This window comes from Oceanimonas sp. MB9, from assembly GCF_011319775.1.
GTDB lineage: Bacteria > Pseudomonadota > Gammaproteobacteria > Enterobacterales > Aeromonadaceae > Oceanimonas > Oceanimonas doudoroffii.
In genome coordinates this window covers 47,637-66,612 of sequence record NZ_VFBE01000011.1, presented here as the reverse complement: position 1 = coordinate 66,612, position 18,976 = coordinate 47,637, and the positions used below count along the sequence as shown (strand labels likewise).

The following is an 18,976-nucleotide window of genomic DNA, read 5'->3' as shown; positions in this document are numbered from 1 at the left end:
TGTGGCCCGGCACGGGATGCAGACCGACGCCGGATTCGTGGATTTCCGCCTTCGCGGAAATGACGGCATGTCACTGGCGCCTGCATTGTTGGGATTCGCTTCGCTCATCACAACCTGCTGCTCTTGTTTACCCCGCTCCACCGGTTATGATCCTTCCCCTTGTTTAACGTTACTCCCGGAGCTCATTGTGCTCGCCACCCTGTGTTCGCTGTTTCCCCTGTCTTTGCGCCGGCAATTGGCCGGCAGCCTGGTGCTGGCGGCCATGGTGATGATTGCCGCCGGCCTGCTGGGGCTGCCGCTGGCAACCCACTGGGCGGGGCTGGCGTACTGGTGTGCGGCGGTGCTGCTGTGGCCGGGGCTGGCCACCCGCAACCGCACCCAGGCGCTGATCCTGCTGCTGGTAGGGGGCGGCTGCCTGGCCTGGAGCGCGGGGCAGGGGGCCGAGGTGAATGTGCAGCGGCTGGTGGCGGGCAACAGCGGCCTGCTCTCCATGCTGGTGGCGGTGAGCTTTTTAAGCCTGGTGAGCCGGCCCCAGGCCGAGGACGACGAGCGTGCGCCCAAGGGGCGGCGGGCGCTGGCATCAACCCTGGCGGCGGTGCACCTGTTTGGCTCGGTGATCAATCTGTCGTCGGTATTTATTATCGGAGACCGTCTGGCCCGGCGCGGCAGCGTGACCCGGGAGCAGGCGCTGGTGCTGATCCGTGGCTTTACCGCCGCGGCCTTTTGGTCTCCTTTTTTTGCCGCCATGGCGGTGGCCCTGAGCCTGGCCCCCGAGGCACGGCTGGCCACCCTGTGGCTGGTAAGCATGCCCCTGGCGTTGCTGGCCCTGCTGCTGACGGGCTGGCAACTGAGCCGGCCCAATGGCAACAACGCCCCGGTGGCGGCCTTTACCGGCTATCCACTGCATGCCGGCGGCCTGGCCTTGCCGGGCCTGCTGGCGGCGGCGGTGCTGGCGCTGCATGAGCTGCAGCCGGCGTTGTCCATTCTGGCGGTGATCACCCTGATGGCGCCGGCGCTGACCCTGACCATTCTGGCGGTGAAGCGGCAACAGCCGCTGGCGGCCGTTGCCGGACTAACCACAGGCCGGTTGCCGCAAATGGGCAACGAGCTGGCACTGTTTCTGGCCGCCGGGGTGCTGGGCTATGGCCTGGAGACCCTGTTCTCCACCCTGGGCGGCAGCCTGCCGCTGACGCACTTTGGCCCGGTGGAGGCCAGCGCAACCTATCTGGCCACGGTGGCGTTGTCGCTGCTGGGCATTCATCCCATTATCTGCATCTCGCTGGCGGGAGCGGTGCTGGCGCCGCTTGAACCCAACCACACCCTGCTGGCGCTGGTATTTTTGTCGTCCTGGGCGGTGGGCACTCCCGCCGGGCCGCTGTCGGGTATCAACCTGGCGTTTCAGGGCCGCTATGGAATGGACTCGTTTCGCATCATGCGCTGGAACCTGGGCTATGCGGCGGCCATGTCGGTGCTGGTGGTGGCGGCCATTTTTGTGCTGGCGGGGCTGCTCGGGCTGGCGTAACCTTTTGGACGGTGCCACAATCGCGCTTTGAAAATGGGGCTGGATTGCACCCACAGGAGACAAAAGTGAAATTTATCTGGCTCAAGGTGTTGCTGACCGTGTTGATCTTCGCCGGCCTGTTTGGCTGGGTGTATTACAAGGTGGCCCTCGGCGGCATTTGAGCGGACCGGGCCGGCCGCAAGCCGTGGCCACAGGCGGCGGTGAGGCTGGCAAGGCGGCGAAAAAAACGGGGCCGGAGCGTTGAGCCGGGTCTGCACAAAAAGTACACTCGAACCCGCTCGGGCCATTTGCGCGCGGCTGGGTTCTACTGCATAATGTGCGCCTCGAAATCTGAGGTGCGGTGTGCTGGTACTCTTCGCATGCTCCGTCTACTTCTTTAATCAACCATATAAAGTTGCATCATGTCTGATTTATCACATTACAGAAACATCGGTATTTTTGCTCACGTTGACGCGGGCAAGACCACCACTACCGAACGTATCCTCAAGCTGACCGGTAAAATTCACAAGTCTGGCGAGACCCACGACGGTGAGTCCACCACCGACTTCATGGAGCAGGAAGCCGAACGTGGTATCACCATCCAGTCTGCGGCCGTAAGCTGCTTCTGGAAAGGCCACCGTTTCAACGTAATCGACACTCCCGGACACGTTGACTTCACCGTTGAAGTATACCGTTCCCTGAAAGTACTGGACGGCGGTATCGGCGTATTCTGTGGTTCCGGCGGCGTTGAGCCCCAGTCCGAAACCAACTGGCGCTATGCCAACGAATCCGGCGTTGCCCGTATCATCTTCGTAAACAAGCTGGACCGTCTGGGTGCCGACTTCCTGCGCGTGGTTCAGCAGACCCGCGACGTACTGGCCGCCAACCCGGTTGTGATGGTACTGCCCATCGGCCGTGAAGACGAGTTCAAGGGTGTGGTTGACCTGCTGACCCGTAAGGCCTACATCTGGGACGAGTCCGGCGAAGCCGAAAACTACACCATTGAAGACGTACCGGCCGACATGGTGGATCAGGTTGAAGAATACCGCGAAATGCTGGTAGAAAGCGCCGTTGAACAAGACGACGACCTGATGGAAGCCTACATGGAAGGTGAAGAGCCTTCTATCGAAGACATCAAGCGTTGTATCCGCAAGGGTACCCGCACCATGGCCCTGTTCCCGGCCTACTGTGGTTCTGCGTTCAAGAACAAGGGCATGCAGCTGGTGCTGGACGCCGTTAACGACTTCCTGCCGAGCCCGACCGAAGTTGATCCGCAGCCGCTGACCGACGAAGAAGGCAACGAGACCGGTGAATTCGCCATCGTTGAAGCCGATGCCCCGCTGAAGGCCCTGGCGTTCAAGATCATGGACGACCGTTTCGGCGCCCTGACCTTCGTACGTATCTACTCCGGCCGCATCAAGAAGGGTGACACCATCCTGAACAGCGCCACCGGCAAGACCGAGCGTGTAGGCCGCATGGTAGAGATGCAGGCCGATGAGCGTACCGAACTGGACTCTGCCCAGGCCGGTGACATCATCGCCATCATCGGTATGAAGAACGTGCAGACCGGTCACACCCTGTGTGATCCGAAAGCCCCCTGCACCCTGGAAGCCATGGTGTTCCCCGAGCCGGTAATCTCCATTGCCGTTGCGCCGAAGGACAAGGGCGGTTCCGAGAAGATGGGCGTGGCCATCGGTAAAATGGTTGCCGAAGATCCGTCTTTCCGCGTTGAAACCGACGAAGACTCCGGTGAAACCATCCTGAAAGGCATGGGCGAACTGCACCTGGACATCAAGGTAGACATTCTGAAGCGTACCTATGGCGTTGAGCTGATCGTGGGTGAGCCGCAGGTAGCCTACCGCGAAACCATCACCGCTCAGGTTGAAGACAGCTACACCCACAAGAAGCAGTCTGGTGGTTCCGGTCAGTACGGTAAGATCGACTACGTTATCCGTCCGGGCGAAGCCAACACCGGTCTGGTGTTCAAGTCTTCCGTAGTGGGTGGTAACGTACCGAAGGAATTCTGGCCCGCCATCGAAAAGGGTGTTGCCAGCATGATGAAGACCGGCCCGATCGCTGGCTTCCCGGTACTGGACATCGAGTTCGAACTGACCGACGGTGCCTACCACGCCGTTGACTCCTCGGCCATCGCGTTCGAAATCGCCGCCAAGGGTGCCTTCCGTCAGTCTCTGCCGAAGGCCAAGCCGCAGCTGCTGGAGCCGATCATGAAGGTTGACGTGTTCACTCCGGAAGATCACGTGGGTGACGTAATCGGTGACCTGAACCGTCGTCGCGGCATGATCAAGGATCAGAACGCCGGCGTGACCGGTGTGCGTATCAAGGCCGACGTACCCCTGTCCGAAATGTTCGGCTACATCGGTTCTCTGCGTACCATGACTTCTGGCCGTGGCCAGTTCTCCATGGAGTTCTCTCACTACGCTGCTTGCCCGGCCAACGTGTCCGAGAAAGTGGTTGCCCAGGTGAAAGAGCGCAAGGCTGCCGAAGCCAAGAAGTAAGTTCGGCTAACCCCGATTACTTCGATAAAAACCGCTGCTTCGGCAGCGGTTTTTTTTTGCCTCGACACAGGGCTTTGCACCCTTTTGGCTGCTTCGCCGGCATTGCTCGGCACGTCCTTTATATTCCCCCCTGTTGACTTCATTTCAAGCGCACGCGATCCCACTCTTAAAGAAGCAAGTGGAAATCAGGCTGGCCTGCAGTTAATGTGGCTCACCGGTTAATGTTTCAGTCATCGCAAGACGCGGCAATGGCGTGGCGATGCAAGGCGTATGGAAACCATTAAATGAACAAAGTAGCCATTCTGGATGGAGGCATGGGCCGAGAGCTAAAACGCATTGGTGCCCCCTTCTCACAGCCGCTGTGGAGCGCTCAGGCGCTGATTGAATCACCTGAACATGTGCGCAAGGCCCATCAGAACTTTATTGATGCCGGTGCCGATATCATCACGGTGAACAGCTATGCCTGCGTGCCCTTTCACCTGGGCGACGCCCTCTACCAGGCGGAAGGGGCACAACTGGCGCGCAGTGCGGCCGCTCTCGCCCAGTCCGTGGCCAAACAGGCCGCGGCGTCTTCTGGCAAGCCCGTGCGCGTGGCCGGCTCGATTCCTCCTGCGCTGGGCAGCTACCGCCCCGATTTGTTTGAGGCCGGGGCGGCGCAAGCGATTTCGAGCACACTGTTCGATGCCCAGGATCCCCATGTTGATCTCTGGATTGCCGAAACCATTGCCAGCCTGGCGGAGTTTGACGTGATTCATGCGGTGTTGCAGCACACTCAAAAGGACTGTTATTACGCCTTTACCCTGAATGATGACGTGATGGAAACATCGCTGTTGCGATCCGGTGAAAGCGTAAGAAGTGCCGCCGAGCGAGTGTGTGCGGCGGATGCTCAGGGCATTTTCTTTAACTGCTCAACCCCGGAAGTGATGGACCTGGCCATTCGAGAGGCGAGGGCGGTAATGGACGCCTGTGGTGCCAATATTGAGCTGGGGGTTTATGCCAATAACTTTACGCCCATCAAGGCCAATCATCAGGCCAATGGTGCCCTGCAAGCCATGCGCGAGCTGACGCCACAGGACTACCTGAATTTTGCCAAACGCTGGCACGAGCTGGGTGCCACGGTGATCGGCGGTTGCTGTGGCATCTATCCCGAGCATATTCGAGCCCTGAACGAATGGCGGAATGAGCGTTAATTGTCGTCACTCCCGCGAAGGCGGGAGTCCATTCCCACGGCGTTCGCCATTGCTGAATCTTTGCCATTAGCGCGGTAAAACCTTAAAAACGTTGCGGCCACAATTGAAACCCTTCACCACAACGTCCAGAATAGATGCATTCAACTCGGTAGTGGCAGGGTTCGGCGGCTCAAACGCTCGGCGGTAGCGTGCCTTACGCTGATGTTTTATACAGTGAATTGGCTGTTTTTCGGGTTTATTGCGTACTATCTTCAGCCCATGCTCGTGTACAGCAAACCGGACTGAAAAAACGCCATGCTCAGAAAAGGTTACGGCTGGCGATTGTTGATAACGCGCAAACGGCCGTTGATAGTGCGCATGCGCGTTTTTGCTCACTGCTGCATACGGCAGTTGAGTGATATTTTATTTATTATCAATGGTTTAATGGTGACAAGTGCTCTAGTGTGCAGGAAGAGATATGAGCATGCTTACTATTAAAATGTTAGGCATTCAGGTTAGTCAATCACCAATAATATAATTAGAGAGTTTATGGACATCAGATTACAAGCAGTATTTATCTCATCAGGCGTTGCAATTTCGTTATTCTTCCTCAGAGATTATTTGCTTCCAAAAATTAAAGCCAAAAAAGAGGATAAGAAGCAAAAGATCGAGGTGTACAAAAAATATGCTGAACCTTTGGCTAAATCAGCTGAAAGCATGTTTTGGCGATTGAATGAGATATTTACAAATGAGACTAAAGCAAAATTTTTGAAGCGTGGGAGTGTAATAACCGACTTTGATAACTACAAGTACGTTAGCACGTTGTATAGATTGGGGAGTTTGCTCGGTTGGATAGCTGCTATACGTAAAGAGCAGTCTTATATACGAGCTAGTAACGATAGCCATAGTAGAGATTTGCTGCAAGCTCTAAACGATTTAGAAAAGTCCCTAGCTGATGGTCCACATACAGAAAAGATGCGAGCTAAACACTTAACTGATATTTGGAAAATTCAGGCAAGAGATGAGCTGCTAATGGGATTAGGCTCTGAAATTTCTCGAATAGTAAAACATGAGCTAAAGGTAAGTAATGTACTTTTAATGAGCGATTTATCGGCTGAGCGTAATCTAGAGGTGGCTAAAAAATGTGCGGATTATTTGTGCGTGGAGCTCGAACAAGAAAGAATCGATGAAGAAACTCTAATTAGTACTCAGTTTGAAGTGGCAAAAAAATTGGCAATAAGGGAAGCGTGGATATATCGAGATTGGCAGTCCGGTATTGGCGAGTTGATGTTAGTTAAATCAGAGTCCAAAAATAGAACCTTCGACGTCATTGGTTATAAAGAGTTTGAGATGATGTTTGAAAGTGACGACGTTGAGAATCAAAAGTGGGTTTCTAGGTTGGGTAAACTCTTTGATGGGGTCGTAATAAAAGACGCAAATGCAAATGATATGCGTATTAAGCAGCTAGAAAACACCTATAAATCAATAGCTAAATTGATTTTGACCATAAAGAACTCTGAGATAGAGACAGGGCTGCTGAGTGAAGCAACTATTAGTAGTGCAGCCGTCGTAGAAAAAAATGCCTAACAAAGCATTTAAGAGTGATTCGCAACGCTTGGCGTTTTCGCTTCGCTCAAGTATAGCCAAGCGTCGCTCACACCTTAATGCGGCGTTATAAGCTTTAAGGAAATCCATGCAGATCGAATGTCCATCTTGCGCTACAGACAACCAAGTTGAGTTTGGTGAGAATATTGTTTGTAGCGAATGCAAAAAGTCATTTGCAGGCCACTCTTATAAGAAATTTAAGAAGCCGTTTTTATCGGCTACAACTGCTCTATTTATTGGCGCGTTCGGAACTCATAAAGCAGACCAAATATTCTTTGAGGATCAGCGATACCCGCTTAATGTTGAATATGAAATTATAGATAGTTGTGTAAACTCGTCGCGCATGCTAATGAACACTTACCGACAAGCTGAAAAAACTCAGGTTTGTGTATGTGCATTGGAAAAAACGATGGAAGTGATCAGTTACAAAGAGCTGAAGAAAAGCGAGTCAGAGTTTCTGACTCGCTTTAGAGGCAGCCTGACTAGCTGCAATTAGTTATTTTCTCTTTGGTGGGTTATTGCCTCGCCCACCTCCAGAAGGATTACCGGTTGTGCTTGGACCGTTGGGTGGGCGAGTTGAACCAGATTGGCTTGCTGCAGATTGCCCTCTCGCAGCAAAAGAACCTTTCGGTACGACTCCACCGTTTGATTTAGCTGTCGCTGACTGAATTCGAGCAGCAGCGGCTTTTGACATTGATTTAGACATAGAAGTCTCCATAGTTGAATAAAAATTGTCCCCGCAGGGACATTGACAATGCTAGGGGGTAGGAAAAGACAAATGGGGACAAAACAGGAATCTCATGAGCTTTTGTTGCAAATAAAAGGCCTAATAGCTGAGCTAGGATGGACTCAGAACAGGCTTGCTCGCATTTTGTATAGCGAATTGAATGAGTGGGATGACGAAGACGAAATCTGTAGGTTTCAAGAGAAGCTTAAAAAGGAGCTTCAACGGCCGACAACAAAAGCTGATAGGCTGAAGGTATATCTTGATGTGATGGTTAGGCATCCTGAAGCGCAAAAGCTGGATGTGGTTATGAATAGGTATATACCTCAAGGATCAATTAGTTCTAGCCTAAGTAAGGGCATGAAAGATATATCTACCGAAATCGACAACGCTTATAACAAAGCGTTGCGCCGGACGAGCCGGTGAACGCGGCGTTAAATTAGGAATAGGTATGGATACATCTACTTGGAAGGAAAAAAATGTTGATGAGCTGAGCATTTTTGAGCTGGCATATGCGCATCTAGGGGGCGCTGGTTCTTATCGGCTAAAGGATGGTTGGCTGAAGTCAATCTTGCCAATTACATTGCAAGAGATTAATCATGCAAGGCATATGGAGTATTCTAAGAACTTTGTTCCTATTGTAGGTGCTTTCGGTGTGATTGAGCAGATAGGATTTACATACAAGAGAAATGACAAAGTAGAATATTTGAACCCAAATGCCAGTAGCATAAATAAAGCGTTGTATTACTTTGCTGACTACGAAGAAGGTAGCGACGATGTGAAAGCCCTCTACGCTTTAAGGAATTCTTTCTTACACAATGCAAGCTTAATGGCGAAGGCACTTCATGCTAATAAACCAAGTTATTATTTTCAGTTTGACCGGGAAATAGATGTACTCGTTCAATATCCAGAAACACCATGGGATGGGAATATATTAACTTTCAAACCTGAACATACAACTCTAATCAATCCAGAAAGGGTTATTGATTTAGCTAGGATTATCGTAGATTCAGCCCTAGAGTGTTTGGAGAGTAATGTTCTTGAAGTCGATTTGGAGTGCGGTGAGAGAGAACTTTTTTATCGCTTTCTTAAGCATTTTCTAGATTAAAATTTAACAAAGCATTGCAGCGGACAAACCGCTGAATGAGGCGTTACAACAGACAAATGAGGTCATTCAGTTGTTGGAAGTAAAAACCATCGGCTTGTTCTTTATTACGGCAATCGCAGAGATTCTGGGGTGTTATTTACCGTATTTGTGGTTAAAAGAAGACAGGTCGGTCTGGCTGCTGGTGCCGGCTGTGTTCTTTCTTGCGGTGTTTGCCTGGCTGTTGTCGCTGCACCCAACGGCGGCGGGCAGGGTCTATGCCGCTTATGGTGGTGTCTATATTTTTGTGGCGATACTTTGGTTGTGGGCAGTGGACGGCATTCGCCCCACTTTATGGGATCTGGTGGGGGTATCAGTCGCCTTGCTGGGAATGGCGATCATCATGTTCGCTCCCAGAAGCGTATAGTTAATGCAGCGTCAGGCACTCAGGGGTCCTCGTATGAGCAAAAAAGTGAAGTTCACAGCCGGCTGTAATATCGCAATCAAGATACCGCCTCACTTGTATGATGAAACGGTGCGCTTTTATCGTGATGTTCTCGGTTTTCCGGAAATAACGGAGCAGGCACCTGCCGTGGGCTTTCAGTTTGGCGCCAACAACCTCTGGCTCGATTCGGTTCCGGGCCTGAGTCAGGCCGAGACCTGGCTTGAAGTGGTCACCGATGATATCGACGGTGCCGCAAGGCAGCTTAACGTGGCGGGAGTGGTTCGCTGTGACGAAATTGAGCCTTTGCCAGACGGCATGCAGGCGTTCTGGATATCGAGCCCGGCATCCATCATCCACCTGGTCTGCCAGGATTCAGCGTCCTGGTCGTAGCCGTTATCAAGCCCATGCACTACTTCGCTTACGGCTCCAATATGTCCCTTGCCCGAATGCGCGCTCGGGTGCCTTCCGCTCGAGTGATCGCGGTGGCCCGGCTCGGCGGGCACCGGCTGATGTTTCACAAGGTCGGCAAGGATGGCTCGGGCAAGTGCGATATTTTAAAGACCGGAGATCAGAATGACCTTGTCTACGGTGTGGTGTATAACATTGCGCCGGCCGAAAAGCCCTGGCTGGACCGGGTGGAAGGCCTGGGTGCCGGTTATGATGAAAAACCGGTGCGGGTGATGACGCAGGCAGGAGTAGAGCTGATTGCGGTGAGTTATGTCGCCACCCATATCGATGCCCGCCTGACGCCGTATTCATGGTACAAGGACCACGTGCTTCACGGCGCCGGGGAGCATGGCCTGCCGGCTGACTACATCAGAGTGCTGGAGCTGGTGAGGGCGAACGAGGATCCCGATCGGGATCGCCATAAGCGGGAAATCAGCCTTTACCGCTGAAAGGGGCTAGAGCATAAGTTAGCTTCGTTAGCGCGAATGCGAGGCCACAGACAGCGACGGTCGTTGGCTGTATTATGCCGGCGACCATAACAAGCAAATATGTCCGAAATTTATGTCCACCTTTCTCTCCGGCTTTGCCCTTAGCTTTTCCTTGATCCTGGCCATTGGCTCTCAGAACGCCTTTGTGCTGAAACAGGGCATCAAGAGCCACCATGTGTTTGTGGTGTGTGCGGTCTGTGCCCTGTCCGATGCGGTATTGATCTCCCTCGGGGTGGCAGGCTTTGGCGCCATCGTGAAGCAGTTTCCGGCCATTGAGACCATTGCCCGTTACGGCGGGGCCACCTTTCTGGCGGTATATGCCTTTCTGAGTTTCAAGTCGGCCTTTGCCACCAGTCACGCCATGACGGCGGCGGGCGACACCCGGCAGTCGCTGCCAAAAACCGTGGCCATCTGCCTGGCGTTTACCTGGCTGAACCCTCATGTCTATCTGGATACGGTGGTGCTGCTGGGCTCCATCTCCACCCAATATCAGCCGGCCCAGGGGCTGTTTGCCCTGGGGGCCATCTGTGCCTCGCTGGTGTTCTTTTTCAGCCTGGGGTATGGCGCCCGGGTGCTGGCCCCGGTATTTCAGCGGCCGCAGGCCTGGAAGGTGCTGGAGTTTGTGGTGGGGGTAATGATGACCACCATTGCCGCCACCCTGGTGATGGGGGCGTAAGGGGACGTCATTCCCACGAAGGTGGGAATCCAGAGCATGGAGCAGAATACTGATGACAAGGTAGCGTCTGCAGAGACAAACCAAAAAGCGAAGCCGGGTGGTTTCGCTTTTTTTATGTTGCCAGCAGAGCCGGAGCCGTTTGCTATGGACCCCCGCCTTCGCGGGGGTGACGTATTCTGAGAGCTATCGCCTTTTTCTCGTTCCCACGCTCAGCGTGGGAACGCATAGTGAGTCTTAAAGCCCGTGATACACATCCACGCTGGAGCGAAGGATGGAGTGCCCCACGAAAGTGGGGCCGGTGTCAGCGGGCCTGATAGTCCTGCACGGCTTTGGTGATGCCGTCGGCGTCCAGGCCCAGTTTGGCCAGGATCTGCTGCTGGCTGCCCTGCTCGATAAAGATGTCGGGAAGCCCCAGGTTCAGCACCGGCACCGGTTTTTTATGGCGCATCAGGCACTCGTTCACCGCCGAGCCGGCGCCGCCCATGATGGTGTTTTCCTCAATGGTCACCAGCAGCTCGTGGTCGGCGAGCAGATCCAGCAACAGGGTCTCGTCGAGGGGTTTGACAAAGCGCATGTCCACCAGGGTGGCATCAAGCGCTCTGGCGGCCGCTTCGGCTTCGGGCAGCAGGGTGCCGAAGTTCAGCAGTGCCACGCCCTTGCCCTTGAGCATGCGCCGGCCCTTGCCGATATCCAGGGCGGTCATGGTGTCGTCAATTTCGGCACCGCAGCCGCTGCCGCGAGGGTAGCGCACCGCCGCCGGACCGGTGTGCATATAACCGGTGTAGAGCATTTGCCGGCATTCGTTTTCGTTGGCCGGGGTCATGATCACCATGTTGGGCACGGTACGCAAAAAGCTGAGATCAAAGGCGCCCTGATGGGTGGGACCGTCGGCACCCACGATGCCGGCGCGATCGATGGCAAAGAGCACGTCCAGGTTTTGCAGCGCCACGTCGTGGATCAGCTGATCGTAGGCACGCTGCAAAAAGGTGGAGTAAATGGCCACGACCGGCTTTTTGCCTTCAATGGCCAGGCCCGCCGCCAGGGTGACGGCGTGCTGTTCGGCGATGGCCACGTCAAAATAGCGCTTGGGGTATTCCCGTGAAAAACGCACCAGGCCAGAGCCTTCGCGCATGGCCGGGGTAATGGCCATCAGCTTGTCGCAGTCGCCGGCCATGTCGCACAGCCAGTTGCCGAAAATGCTGGAAAAGCTGGGGCTGGTCGGGGCGCTTTTGGGCAGGCAGCTTTCTGCCGGATCGAACTTGGGCACGCCGTGATAGCCGATGGGATCCTGCTCGGCGGGCAGATAACCCTTGCCCTTGCGGGTCATCACATGCAGAAACTGCGGGCCCTTGAGCTTGCGCATATTGCGCAGGGTTTCCACCAGGGTATCGATGTCGTGGCCATCAATGGGGCCCACGTAGTTGAAGCCGAACTCCTCAAACAGGGTGCCGGGCACCACCATGCCCTTGAGGTGCTCCTCGGTGCGCCGGGCCAGTTCCTTCAGCGGCGGCAGCATTTCCAGCGCCTTTTTGCCCCCTTCGCGCAGGGTGCTGTAGAGCGAGCCCGACATGATTCTGGCCAGGTGGTTGTTGAGTGCGCCCACGTTTTCGGAAATGGACATCTCGTTGTCGTTCAGCACCACCAGCATGTCTTTGTGCAGATCGCCGGCGTGGTTCAGGGCCTCAAAGGCCATGCCGGCGGTAAGGGCGCCGTCGCCGATCACCGCCACCACCTTGCGGTTCTGGCGTTCTTCGTCGGCGGCAATGGCCATGCCCAGCGCCGCGCCAATGCTGGTGCTGGAGTGACCCACCGACAGGGTGTCGTATTCGCTTTCTTCCCGCCAGGGAAAGGGGTGCAGCCCTTCATACTGGCGAATGCTGGCCATGCGCTCGCGCCGGCCGGTGAGAATTTTGTGGGGATAGGCCTGGTGGCCCACGTCCCATACCAGGCGGTCAAAGGGCGTGTGATACACATAGTGCAGGGCCACCGTCAGCTCCACCACCCCCAGCCCCGAGGCCAGGTGGCCGCTGCTGCGGCTGACCGAGTGCAGCAAATAGGATCTCAGCTCGTCACACAACGCCGGCAGGCGCTCCTGGGGCAGGCTGCGCAGCTCTTCCGGCAGGTTGGCCAGGGCCAGGGTGGGGTAATCGGCAATATTCAGACTCATAGGCTTGTCGTTATTGTTGTCGCTTCAGTATTCGCGCTGCACGATGTAGTGGGCGAAGGCTTCCAGTGTTTCGGTATTGCCGGGCAGGCCGGCCAGGGCGGCGAGGGCGTCCCGGTGCAGGCTAGCGGCCAGGGCGCGGGCGCCGTCCAGTCCCAGCAGCGCCGGATAGGTGCTTTTCTGCTGGGCCAGATCCTTCCCTTGGGTTTTGCCCAGGGTGGCGGTGTCGGCGGTAATGTCGAGAATGTCGTCCTGCACCTGAAACGCCAGGCCAATGGCCTCGGCGTAGCGGCTGAGCGCGGCCAGCTCGGTTTCCTGCATGGCGGGGGAACACAATGCCCCCATGCGCACCGCGGCGCGGATCAGCGCCCCGGTCTTGTGGCGATGAATGGTTTCCAGGGTGGCGCGTTCTACCGGCTTGCCCTCGTGGTAAATGTCCAGCGCCTGGCCGCCGCACATGCCGCCATAGCCGCTGGCGGTGGCCAGCTCCTGCACCAGCCGCAGCCGGCGCTCGGCGGGCAGATCGTCGCCAGCCTGGCTGACCAGCTCAAAGGCCAGGGTCTGCAGGGCGTCACCGGCGAGAATGGCGGTGGCCTCGTCAAAGGCCTTGTGCACCGTGGGTTTGCCCCGGCGCAGGTCGTCGTTGTCCATGGCCGGCAGATCGTCGTGGATCAGCGAATAGGCGTGAATGCACTCAATGGCGGCGGCGGCGGCATCGGCGGCCTGCTGGTCGGTGTCGGTGTGCAGCCCGGCGGTGGCATACACCAGCATGGGCCGCACCCGCTTGCCGCCCTGCAGCAGGCCATATTCCATGGCGTCGCGCAGGCCGGGGGCGAGGTCATCGAGCCGGTCCAGGGCCCGGCGCAGGGCGGCGTTAATGCGCTCGCCATATTGCTGTTGCCACTGCGCAATCATGGCTGGGACTCCTCGCCGGTGGCGAAGTCGGCCAGGGTGTCGCCGTCGCTCATCAGTACCTTCACCTGTTGCTCGGCCTGGCTCAGCCGCTGCTGGCCGGCGCGCACCAGCTGCACCCCCCGTTCAAACGACTTGAGCGCCTGCTCCAGACTCAGCTCGCCCTGCTCCAGCTGGCCTACCAGGCCTTCCAGCTCGGCGAGTGCGCTTTCAAAGTCCATGTTTTCCGGTTTTCTGGCAGCCACGGGCATCCTCTGTTCGATCGCTTGCAAAATTGGGCCAATAGTAACACCGCTGCCCGGAATTTGGCGAAGGATTAGCGACTTTCAACTATGGGGCCAGCCCGCCGTTAAGCATTTTTGTGCGGTGCCGATAACAACTTCGGCGACAAAACTCACTCGCAAGGGGTAAGATTGAGTCGTATTGCTTGCGCTAACTGAAGAGGATGCCCATTTTGGATCTGGCAACACTGATCGGACTGATTGGCGGGTTTGCATTTGTCGCCATGGCGATGGTGCTGGGAGGCAGCATCACCATGTATGTGGACGTACCGTCCATTTTCATTGTTTTTGTCGGCTCTCTGTTTGTGGTGATGATGAAATTCAACCTCGGGCAGTTTCTGGGGGCCGCCAAGGTGGCCGCCAAGGCCTTTATGTTCAAGCTGGAAAAGCCCGAAGAGCTGATTGAGCGGGTGGTGGACCTGGCCGACGCGGCGCGCAAGGGGGGCTTTCTGGCGCTGGAAGAGGCGCAGATCACCAATCCCTTTCTGCAAAAGGCGGTAAACATGCTGGTGGACGGCCACGACCAGGGAGTGGTGAAGGCGGCGCTGGAAAAGGACATCGACCTCAACGCCGAACGCCAGGAGCAGGGAGCCAAAATCTTTCGCGCCCTGGGGGATGTGGCCCCGGCCATGGGCATGATAGGTACCCTTATCGGTCTGGTGGCCATGCTGGCCAATATGGATGACCCCAAGGCCATCGGCCCGGCCATGGCCATTGCGCTGCTCACCACCCTGTATGGCGCCATGCTGGCCAACATGGTGGCGCTGCCCATTGCCGACAAGCTGGATCTGCGTTCGGAAGAGGAGCGGCTTAACCGCACGCTGATCATGGACGCCGTGCTTGGCATTCAGGACGGCCAGAATCCCAGGGTACTGCAGGGCCTGCTGGAGAATTACCTGGCCGAGAACAAGCGCACCAAGGAGGAATAGTGGCCAAAAAGAGCAAGCCACAGCCGGCCGGCGCGCCCGCCTGGATGGCGACCTTTGCCGATCTGGCCACCATTCTGATGAGCTTTTTCGTGTTGCTGCTGGCCTTTGCCGAGATGGACGTGCTCAAGTTCAAGCAGATCGCCGGCAGCATGAAATATGCCTTTGGGGTGCAGAACCAGATTGAGGTCACCGAAATTCCCAAGGGCACCTCGGTCATCGCCCTGGAGTTTCGCCCCGGCCGGCCCGAGCCCACGCCCATCAGCACCGTCATGCAGCACACCACCGATTCCACCCTCACCGAGCTGGACTTTCAGCCCGGCGAGTCGGAGCGGGCCTCGGGCCAGAGCCGGGAAGACGGCAACATGAGTGGCAGCCAGCAGCCCGACATGCCCCAGACCAGCGCCGAGTCGGTGAGTCTGGCCCAGGCCCTGGCCGAGCAACTGAGCAGCGCCATTGAGCAGGACGCCATTGAAATCGAGGCCCTGGGGCAGCAGGTGGTGATCCGCATTCGTGAAAACGCCTCTTTTCCCGCCGGCTCGGCGTTTTTGCAGCCCCAGTTTTGGCCGGTGATTCGGCTGATTGGCGACCTGGTGAAGAATGTGCCCGGCGAGATCCTGGTGTCCGGCCATTCCGATGACATTAACAGCGGCCACGAGCTGTTCAGCTCCAACTGGGAGCTGTCCACTCAGCGGGCGCTGGCGGTGGCGGATCAGCTCAGGCGCACTCAGGGGTTTGATGACGCCCGCATGATCGTCATGGGCCTGGCCGACACCAAGCCGCTGGTGGCCAACGACAGCGCCGAAAACCGCCGCCGCAACCGGCGGGTGGAAATCACCATTTCCCAGGGCAAACCGGTGTATACCGAGCCCCTGGAGGCGGTGCCGCCCGGCACTCCCTGAACTGCTTTTCTTTTAACCGCAAGCCCGGCACGTGTATAATGCCGGGCTTTCTTTTTTATGTGTTGTCTGAGCGTACCGAATTATGAAATTTATCATCAAGCTTCATCCTGAAATTACCATCAAGAGCAAGTCGGTGCGCCAGCGCATGAGCAAGATTCTCTCCGGCAATATTCGCAACACCCTCAAGCCCCTGGATGAGACCGTCAAGGTGCGTGCCGACTGGGACAAGCTGGTGGTGCGCAGCAACAACAACGACGAAGACAGCCGCCGCATGCTGATTGAGGCGCTGGCCTGTATTCCCGGCATTCAGTCGTTTCTGGAGGTGGTGGAATACAAGGTGTCGTCGATGGACGACATTCTCGAGCATACCCAGGCCATGTTCGGCGACCAGCTGGCCGGCAAGACCTTTTGCGTGCGCGCCAAGCGCCGGGGCAAGCAGGAGTTCAGCTCGCTGGACGTGGAACGCTATGTGGGCGGCGGCCTGAATCAGCGTTGCGAGACCGGCGGCGTCAAGCTCAAGCAGCCCGATGTGCAGATCAACCTGGAGCTGGACGACGACAAGCTGTACCTGGTGAGTGAGCAGCACGCCGGCATGGGTGGCTTTCCCATCGCCACCCAGGAAAGCGTGCTCAGCCTGATGTCGGGCGGCTACGACTCCGGCGTGTCGTCCTACCAGTTCATCAAGCGCGGCAGCCGGGTGCATTACTGCTTCTTCAACCTGGGCGGGCGCGAACACGAGGCCGGGGTGCGCGAGGTGGTGCACTTTTTGTGGAAGAAATACGGCGCGTCGCACCGGGTCAAGTTTATCTCGGTGCCCTTTGAGGGCGTGGTAACCGAGATCCTGGAAAAGATCGACAAGGGCCACATGGGCGTGGTGCTTAAGCGCATGATGATGCGCGCCGGTGCCGCCGTGGCCGAGCGTCTGGCCATCAACGCCCTGGTCACCGGTGAGTCCATGGGACAGGTATCGAGCCAGACCGTGACCAACCTCAACGTCATCGATCGAGTGACCGACACCCTGATCCTGCGCCCGCTGATCGCCACCGATAAGCAGGACATCATCGATCAGGCCAGGGCCATCGGCACCGCCGCCTATGCGGAAAAAATGCCGGAATACTGCGGTGTGATTTCCCAGAAGCCCACCATCAAGGCGGTGCTGAGCAAGGTGGAAGAAGAGGAAGCCAATTTTGACTTCGGCGTGCTCGACACCGCGGTGCAGGCGTCGTTTGTGGAAGACGTGCGCGATCTGGGCAAGGTATGGGAGGTGCCGGAAGTGGAATTCAGTGAACAGGCCAGCGAGGAAGAGGTGATCCTCGACATTCGTGCCCCCGAGGAAGAAGAGCTATCGCCGCTGGAAGTGGACGGCCACAAGGTGATGCACCTGCCGTTTTTCCGCCTGGCCCATCAGTTTGGCGAGCTGGATCAGAACAAGACCTATCTGCTGTATTGCGCCCGGGGTGTGATGAGCCGGCTGCAGGCCATTCACCTGAAAGAGCAGGGCTTTGACAATGTAAAGGTATACAAGCCCTGAATCGGTGAGGAGGGAGGAAAAACTCCTTCCCCCTCACTCCTCACGTTTTCCTTCTCACTGCTTACCCGCCCTGTTTTTTCACCTCGTTATACAACTGCCGGCACACCGGCACCGGTAAGTCTTCCGCATGTTTCAGCACATAACCCGTGATGTAGTCGATCTCGGTGGGGCGGCCGTGGGCCAGATCCTGGTGCATGGAGGAATAATTGGTGGCGGTCAGCCCAATCACGCTGTTAAGCCGGCGCAGAAACTGCGCCAGGGTCTCGGTTTCCCCCAGCCGGGTCAGCACCGCGTGTACCTCCTCGGCCAGCTGGTTGAGCACGTCGGCAAAGCGGGGCTCGTGCAGCTGGCCGTTGCGAATATGGTGGCAGGCGGTGAGGGGGTTGATCACGGCGTTGATGGCGAGCTTGCGATGCTGCAGCGAGACAATGTCTTCGCTCCACTCGGCATGCCCCAAAGCGTCGGCCAGGGGCTTGATCAGGTGGGCAAACGCTCTGCCCTTGTCGTTGACCGGCCCCAGCCAGGTTTCGCCCTTGCCGGTGTGACGCACCTGCCAGGGGCCTTCCTTGAGGGCACCATGGCTGGTGACGCCCGCCAGCAGCGGGTTGTGGGGAAAGGCGCGGGCCACCGCCTCGGCCACGCCCATGCCGTTGTGCAGCAGTATGATAGGAGTGTCGGCAGGCAGGCCGCGCAGGTTGTTCAGGGCGGGCAGCACCTGATAGGCCTTGGTCATGACCAGCAGGCACTCGATGCCGCCGGCCTGCTCGGCATGGCGGGGGTGAGTGCTTACCAGCCGGCGGCGCTCGTTAAGGGCGATAAATTCCAGTGCCGGATGAAAATGGCGCCGGTGCCGTTCACTCAGCAACAACGACACCGGCCGGTGTTTTGCCGTCAGCAGGGCGGCAAAGGTGCAGCCCAGGGCTCCGGCCCCCAATATGGTCCACTCGCGCATCACTCTCTCCCTGAACTTTGATATTATTGTCTGTTATTAATGCCATACGTTAGCCGTGAACCGCGGCCGTTGCCAGCGGTTTTAATGCCCATTCAAGGAGCTTTCATGCCCTCTTTTGATATTGTTTCCGAAGTGGAAATGAACGAAGTACGTAACGCCGTTGAAAACGCCAACCGCGAGCTGGCCACCCGCTATGATTTTCGTGGCGTGGAAGCCAGTTTTGAACTCAACGACAACAAGGTAAAGCTGGCCGCCGATGCCGAGCTGCAACTGCAGCAGATGCGGGACATGCTGCGGGGGGCCCTGATCAAGCGGGGCATAGACGTTCGCGTGCTGGATGCGGGCAGCATTGTACGTTCGGGCAAGCGCCATGTGCAGGAAATGAGCTTTCTTCAGGGCATTGACAATGCCTTGGCGAAGAAGCTGGTCAAGAAGATCAAGGACAGCAAAATCAAGGTGCAGGCCTCGATTCAGGGCGAGCAGCTGCGGGTGACCGGCAAGAAGCGCGACGATCTGCAGCAGGTTATGGCCATGCTGCGCGCCGAAGAGCAGGATCAACCCCTGCAGTTCAACAACTTTAGGGATTAAAGCGGCAGGGTGCGAGGAGCAGCGGTAGGTTGCGAATGAGCGAAGCGAATTCCAACATGAAGGCG

At 56.8% G+C, this 18,976-nt stretch carries 19 protein-coding genes; 15 read left to right on the top strand and 4 right to left on the bottom strand.

From position 1 onward, the window contains the following. Positions 1-187 precede the first annotated feature (187 nt). The 11 genes from OJHNALOF_RS16500 (at position 188) to OJHNALOF_RS16445 (ending at position 10,655) form a co-directional block, all read left to right on the top strand. Positions 188-1,522, top strand: a complete 1,335-nt coding sequence (locus OJHNALOF_RS16500; protein WP_165662730.1) for a hypothetical protein — start codon at positions 188-190, stop codon at positions 1,520-1,522. A 401-nt stretch (positions 1,523-1,923) separates the two neighbouring features. Then, positions 1,924-4,017, top strand: coding sequence for an elongation factor G (gene fusA / locus OJHNALOF_RS16495; RefSeq protein WP_094201702.1), 2,094 nt, complete (start codon positions 1,924-1,926; stop codon positions 4,015-4,017). Between the two features lie 284 nt (positions 4,018-4,301). Next, positions 4,302-5,207 (top strand): homocysteine S-methyltransferase family protein, encoded by a 906-nt coding sequence (locus OJHNALOF_RS16490; RefSeq protein WP_165662729.1) that lies wholly within the window; start codon positions 4,302-4,304, stop codon positions 5,205-5,207. Between the two features lie 528 nt (positions 5,208-5,735). Beyond that, on the top strand, positions 5,736-6,773 hold the full coding sequence (locus tag OJHNALOF_RS16485; protein ID WP_165662728.1) for a hypothetical protein: 1,038 nt from the start codon (positions 5,736-5,738) through the stop codon (positions 6,771-6,773). 106 nt (positions 6,774-6,879) lie between these two features. Further along, positions 6,880-7,287, top strand: coding sequence for a hypothetical protein (locus OJHNALOF_RS16480; RefSeq protein WP_165662727.1), 408 nt, complete (start codon positions 6,880-6,882; stop codon positions 7,285-7,287). A gap of 282 nt (positions 7,288-7,569) precedes the next feature. Next, the gene (locus OJHNALOF_RS16470) at positions 7,570-7,941 is read left to right on the top strand and encodes a hypothetical protein (protein WP_165662725.1); all 372 of its coding nucleotides are present in this window, start codon (positions 7,570-7,572) and stop codon (positions 7,939-7,941) included. Positions 7,942-7,966: 25 nt separating this feature from the next. Then, positions 7,967-8,623, top strand: coding sequence for a hypothetical protein (locus OJHNALOF_RS16465; protein WP_165662724.1), 657 nt, complete (start codon positions 7,967-7,969; stop codon positions 8,621-8,623). Between the two features lie 70 nt (positions 8,624-8,693). Beyond that, a complete protein-coding gene (locus OJHNALOF_RS16460) occupies positions 8,694-9,026 on the top strand; it encodes a YnfA family protein (protein WP_094201699.1) in 333 nt (110 codons plus the stop codon). A gap of 33 nt (positions 9,027-9,059) precedes the next feature. Next, positions 9,060-9,434 carry a hypothetical protein gene (locus OJHNALOF_RS16455; RefSeq protein ID WP_165662723.1) on the top strand — a complete coding sequence of 125 codons (375 nt, stop codon included), beginning with the start codon at positions 9,060-9,062 and terminating at the stop codon, positions 9,432-9,434. A 14-nt stretch (positions 9,435-9,448) separates the two neighbouring features. Next, the gene (locus OJHNALOF_RS16450) at positions 9,449-9,940 is read left to right on the top strand and encodes a gamma-glutamylcyclotransferase family protein (RefSeq protein ID WP_165662722.1); all 492 of its coding nucleotides are present in this window, start codon (positions 9,449-9,451) and stop codon (positions 9,938-9,940) included. A gap of 112 nt (positions 9,941-10,052) precedes the next feature. After that, on the top strand, positions 10,053-10,655 hold the full coding sequence (locus OJHNALOF_RS16445) for a LysE/ArgO family amino acid transporter (protein WP_165662721.1): 603 nt from the start codon (positions 10,053-10,055) through the stop codon (positions 10,653-10,655). Positions 10,656-10,956: 301 nt separating this feature from the next. Here the strand turns inward: OJHNALOF_RS16445 and dxs are convergent, their stop codons facing one another. From dxs to OJHNALOF_RS16430, 3 genes are read right to left on the bottom strand one after another with little or no spacing between them, the layout of a single operon-like run. After that, a complete protein-coding gene (gene dxs, locus OJHNALOF_RS16440) occupies positions 10,957-12,822 on the bottom strand; it encodes a 1-deoxy-D-xylulose-5-phosphate synthase (protein WP_165662720.1) in 1,866 nt (621 codons plus the stop codon). Between the two features lie 24 nt (positions 12,823-12,846). Then, a complete protein-coding gene (gene ispA, locus OJHNALOF_RS16435; protein WP_165662719.1) occupies positions 12,847-13,734 on the bottom strand; it encodes a (2E,6E)-farnesyl diphosphate synthase in 888 nt (295 codons plus the stop codon). Beyond that, a complete protein-coding gene (locus tag OJHNALOF_RS16430; RefSeq protein WP_094201693.1) occupies positions 13,731-13,982 on the bottom strand; it encodes an exodeoxyribonuclease VII small subunit in 252 nt (83 codons plus the stop codon). Before OJHNALOF_RS16430 ends, ispA begins: the two co-directional genes overlap by 4 nt. Positions 13,983-14,185: 203 nt before the next feature. On the opposite strand from OJHNALOF_RS16430, the gene pomA reads away from it, so the two are divergent. From pomA to thiI, 3 genes are all read left to right on the top strand, one after another. Further along, positions 14,186-14,941: a flagellar motor protein PomA gene (pomA, locus tag OJHNALOF_RS16425; RefSeq protein WP_165662717.1), complete on the top strand. Its 756-nt coding sequence runs from the start codon at positions 14,186-14,188 to the stop codon at positions 14,939-14,941. Continuing rightward, positions 14,941-15,840, top strand: coding sequence for a flagellar motor protein MotB (locus tag OJHNALOF_RS16420; RefSeq protein WP_094201692.1), 900 nt, complete (start codon positions 14,941-14,943; stop codon positions 15,838-15,840). Before pomA ends, OJHNALOF_RS16420 begins: the two co-directional genes overlap by 1 nt. Before the next feature lie 82 nt (positions 15,841-15,922). Next, a complete protein-coding gene (gene thiI, locus OJHNALOF_RS16415) occupies positions 15,923-17,371 on the top strand; it encodes a tRNA uracil 4-sulfurtransferase ThiI (RefSeq protein ID WP_094201691.1) in 1,449 nt (482 codons plus the stop codon). 61 nt (positions 17,372-17,432) lie between these two features. Here thiI and OJHNALOF_RS16410 read toward each other — a convergent pair whose 3' ends face one another. Continuing rightward, positions 17,433-18,323 carry a ketopantoate reductase family protein gene (locus OJHNALOF_RS16410; protein WP_165662716.1) on the bottom strand — a complete coding sequence of 297 codons (891 nt, stop codon included), beginning with the start codon at positions 18,321-18,323 and terminating at the stop codon, positions 17,433-17,435. Between the two features lie 105 nt (positions 18,324-18,428). Here OJHNALOF_RS16410 and OJHNALOF_RS16405 point away from each other — a divergent pair, with 105 nt between their 5' ends. Beyond that, the gene (locus tag OJHNALOF_RS16405; protein ID WP_165662715.1) at positions 18,429-18,911 is read left to right on the top strand and encodes a YajQ family cyclic di-GMP-binding protein; all 483 of its coding nucleotides are present in this window, start codon (positions 18,429-18,431) and stop codon (positions 18,909-18,911) included. The last annotated feature ends 65 nt before the right edge of the window (positions 18,912-18,976 follow it).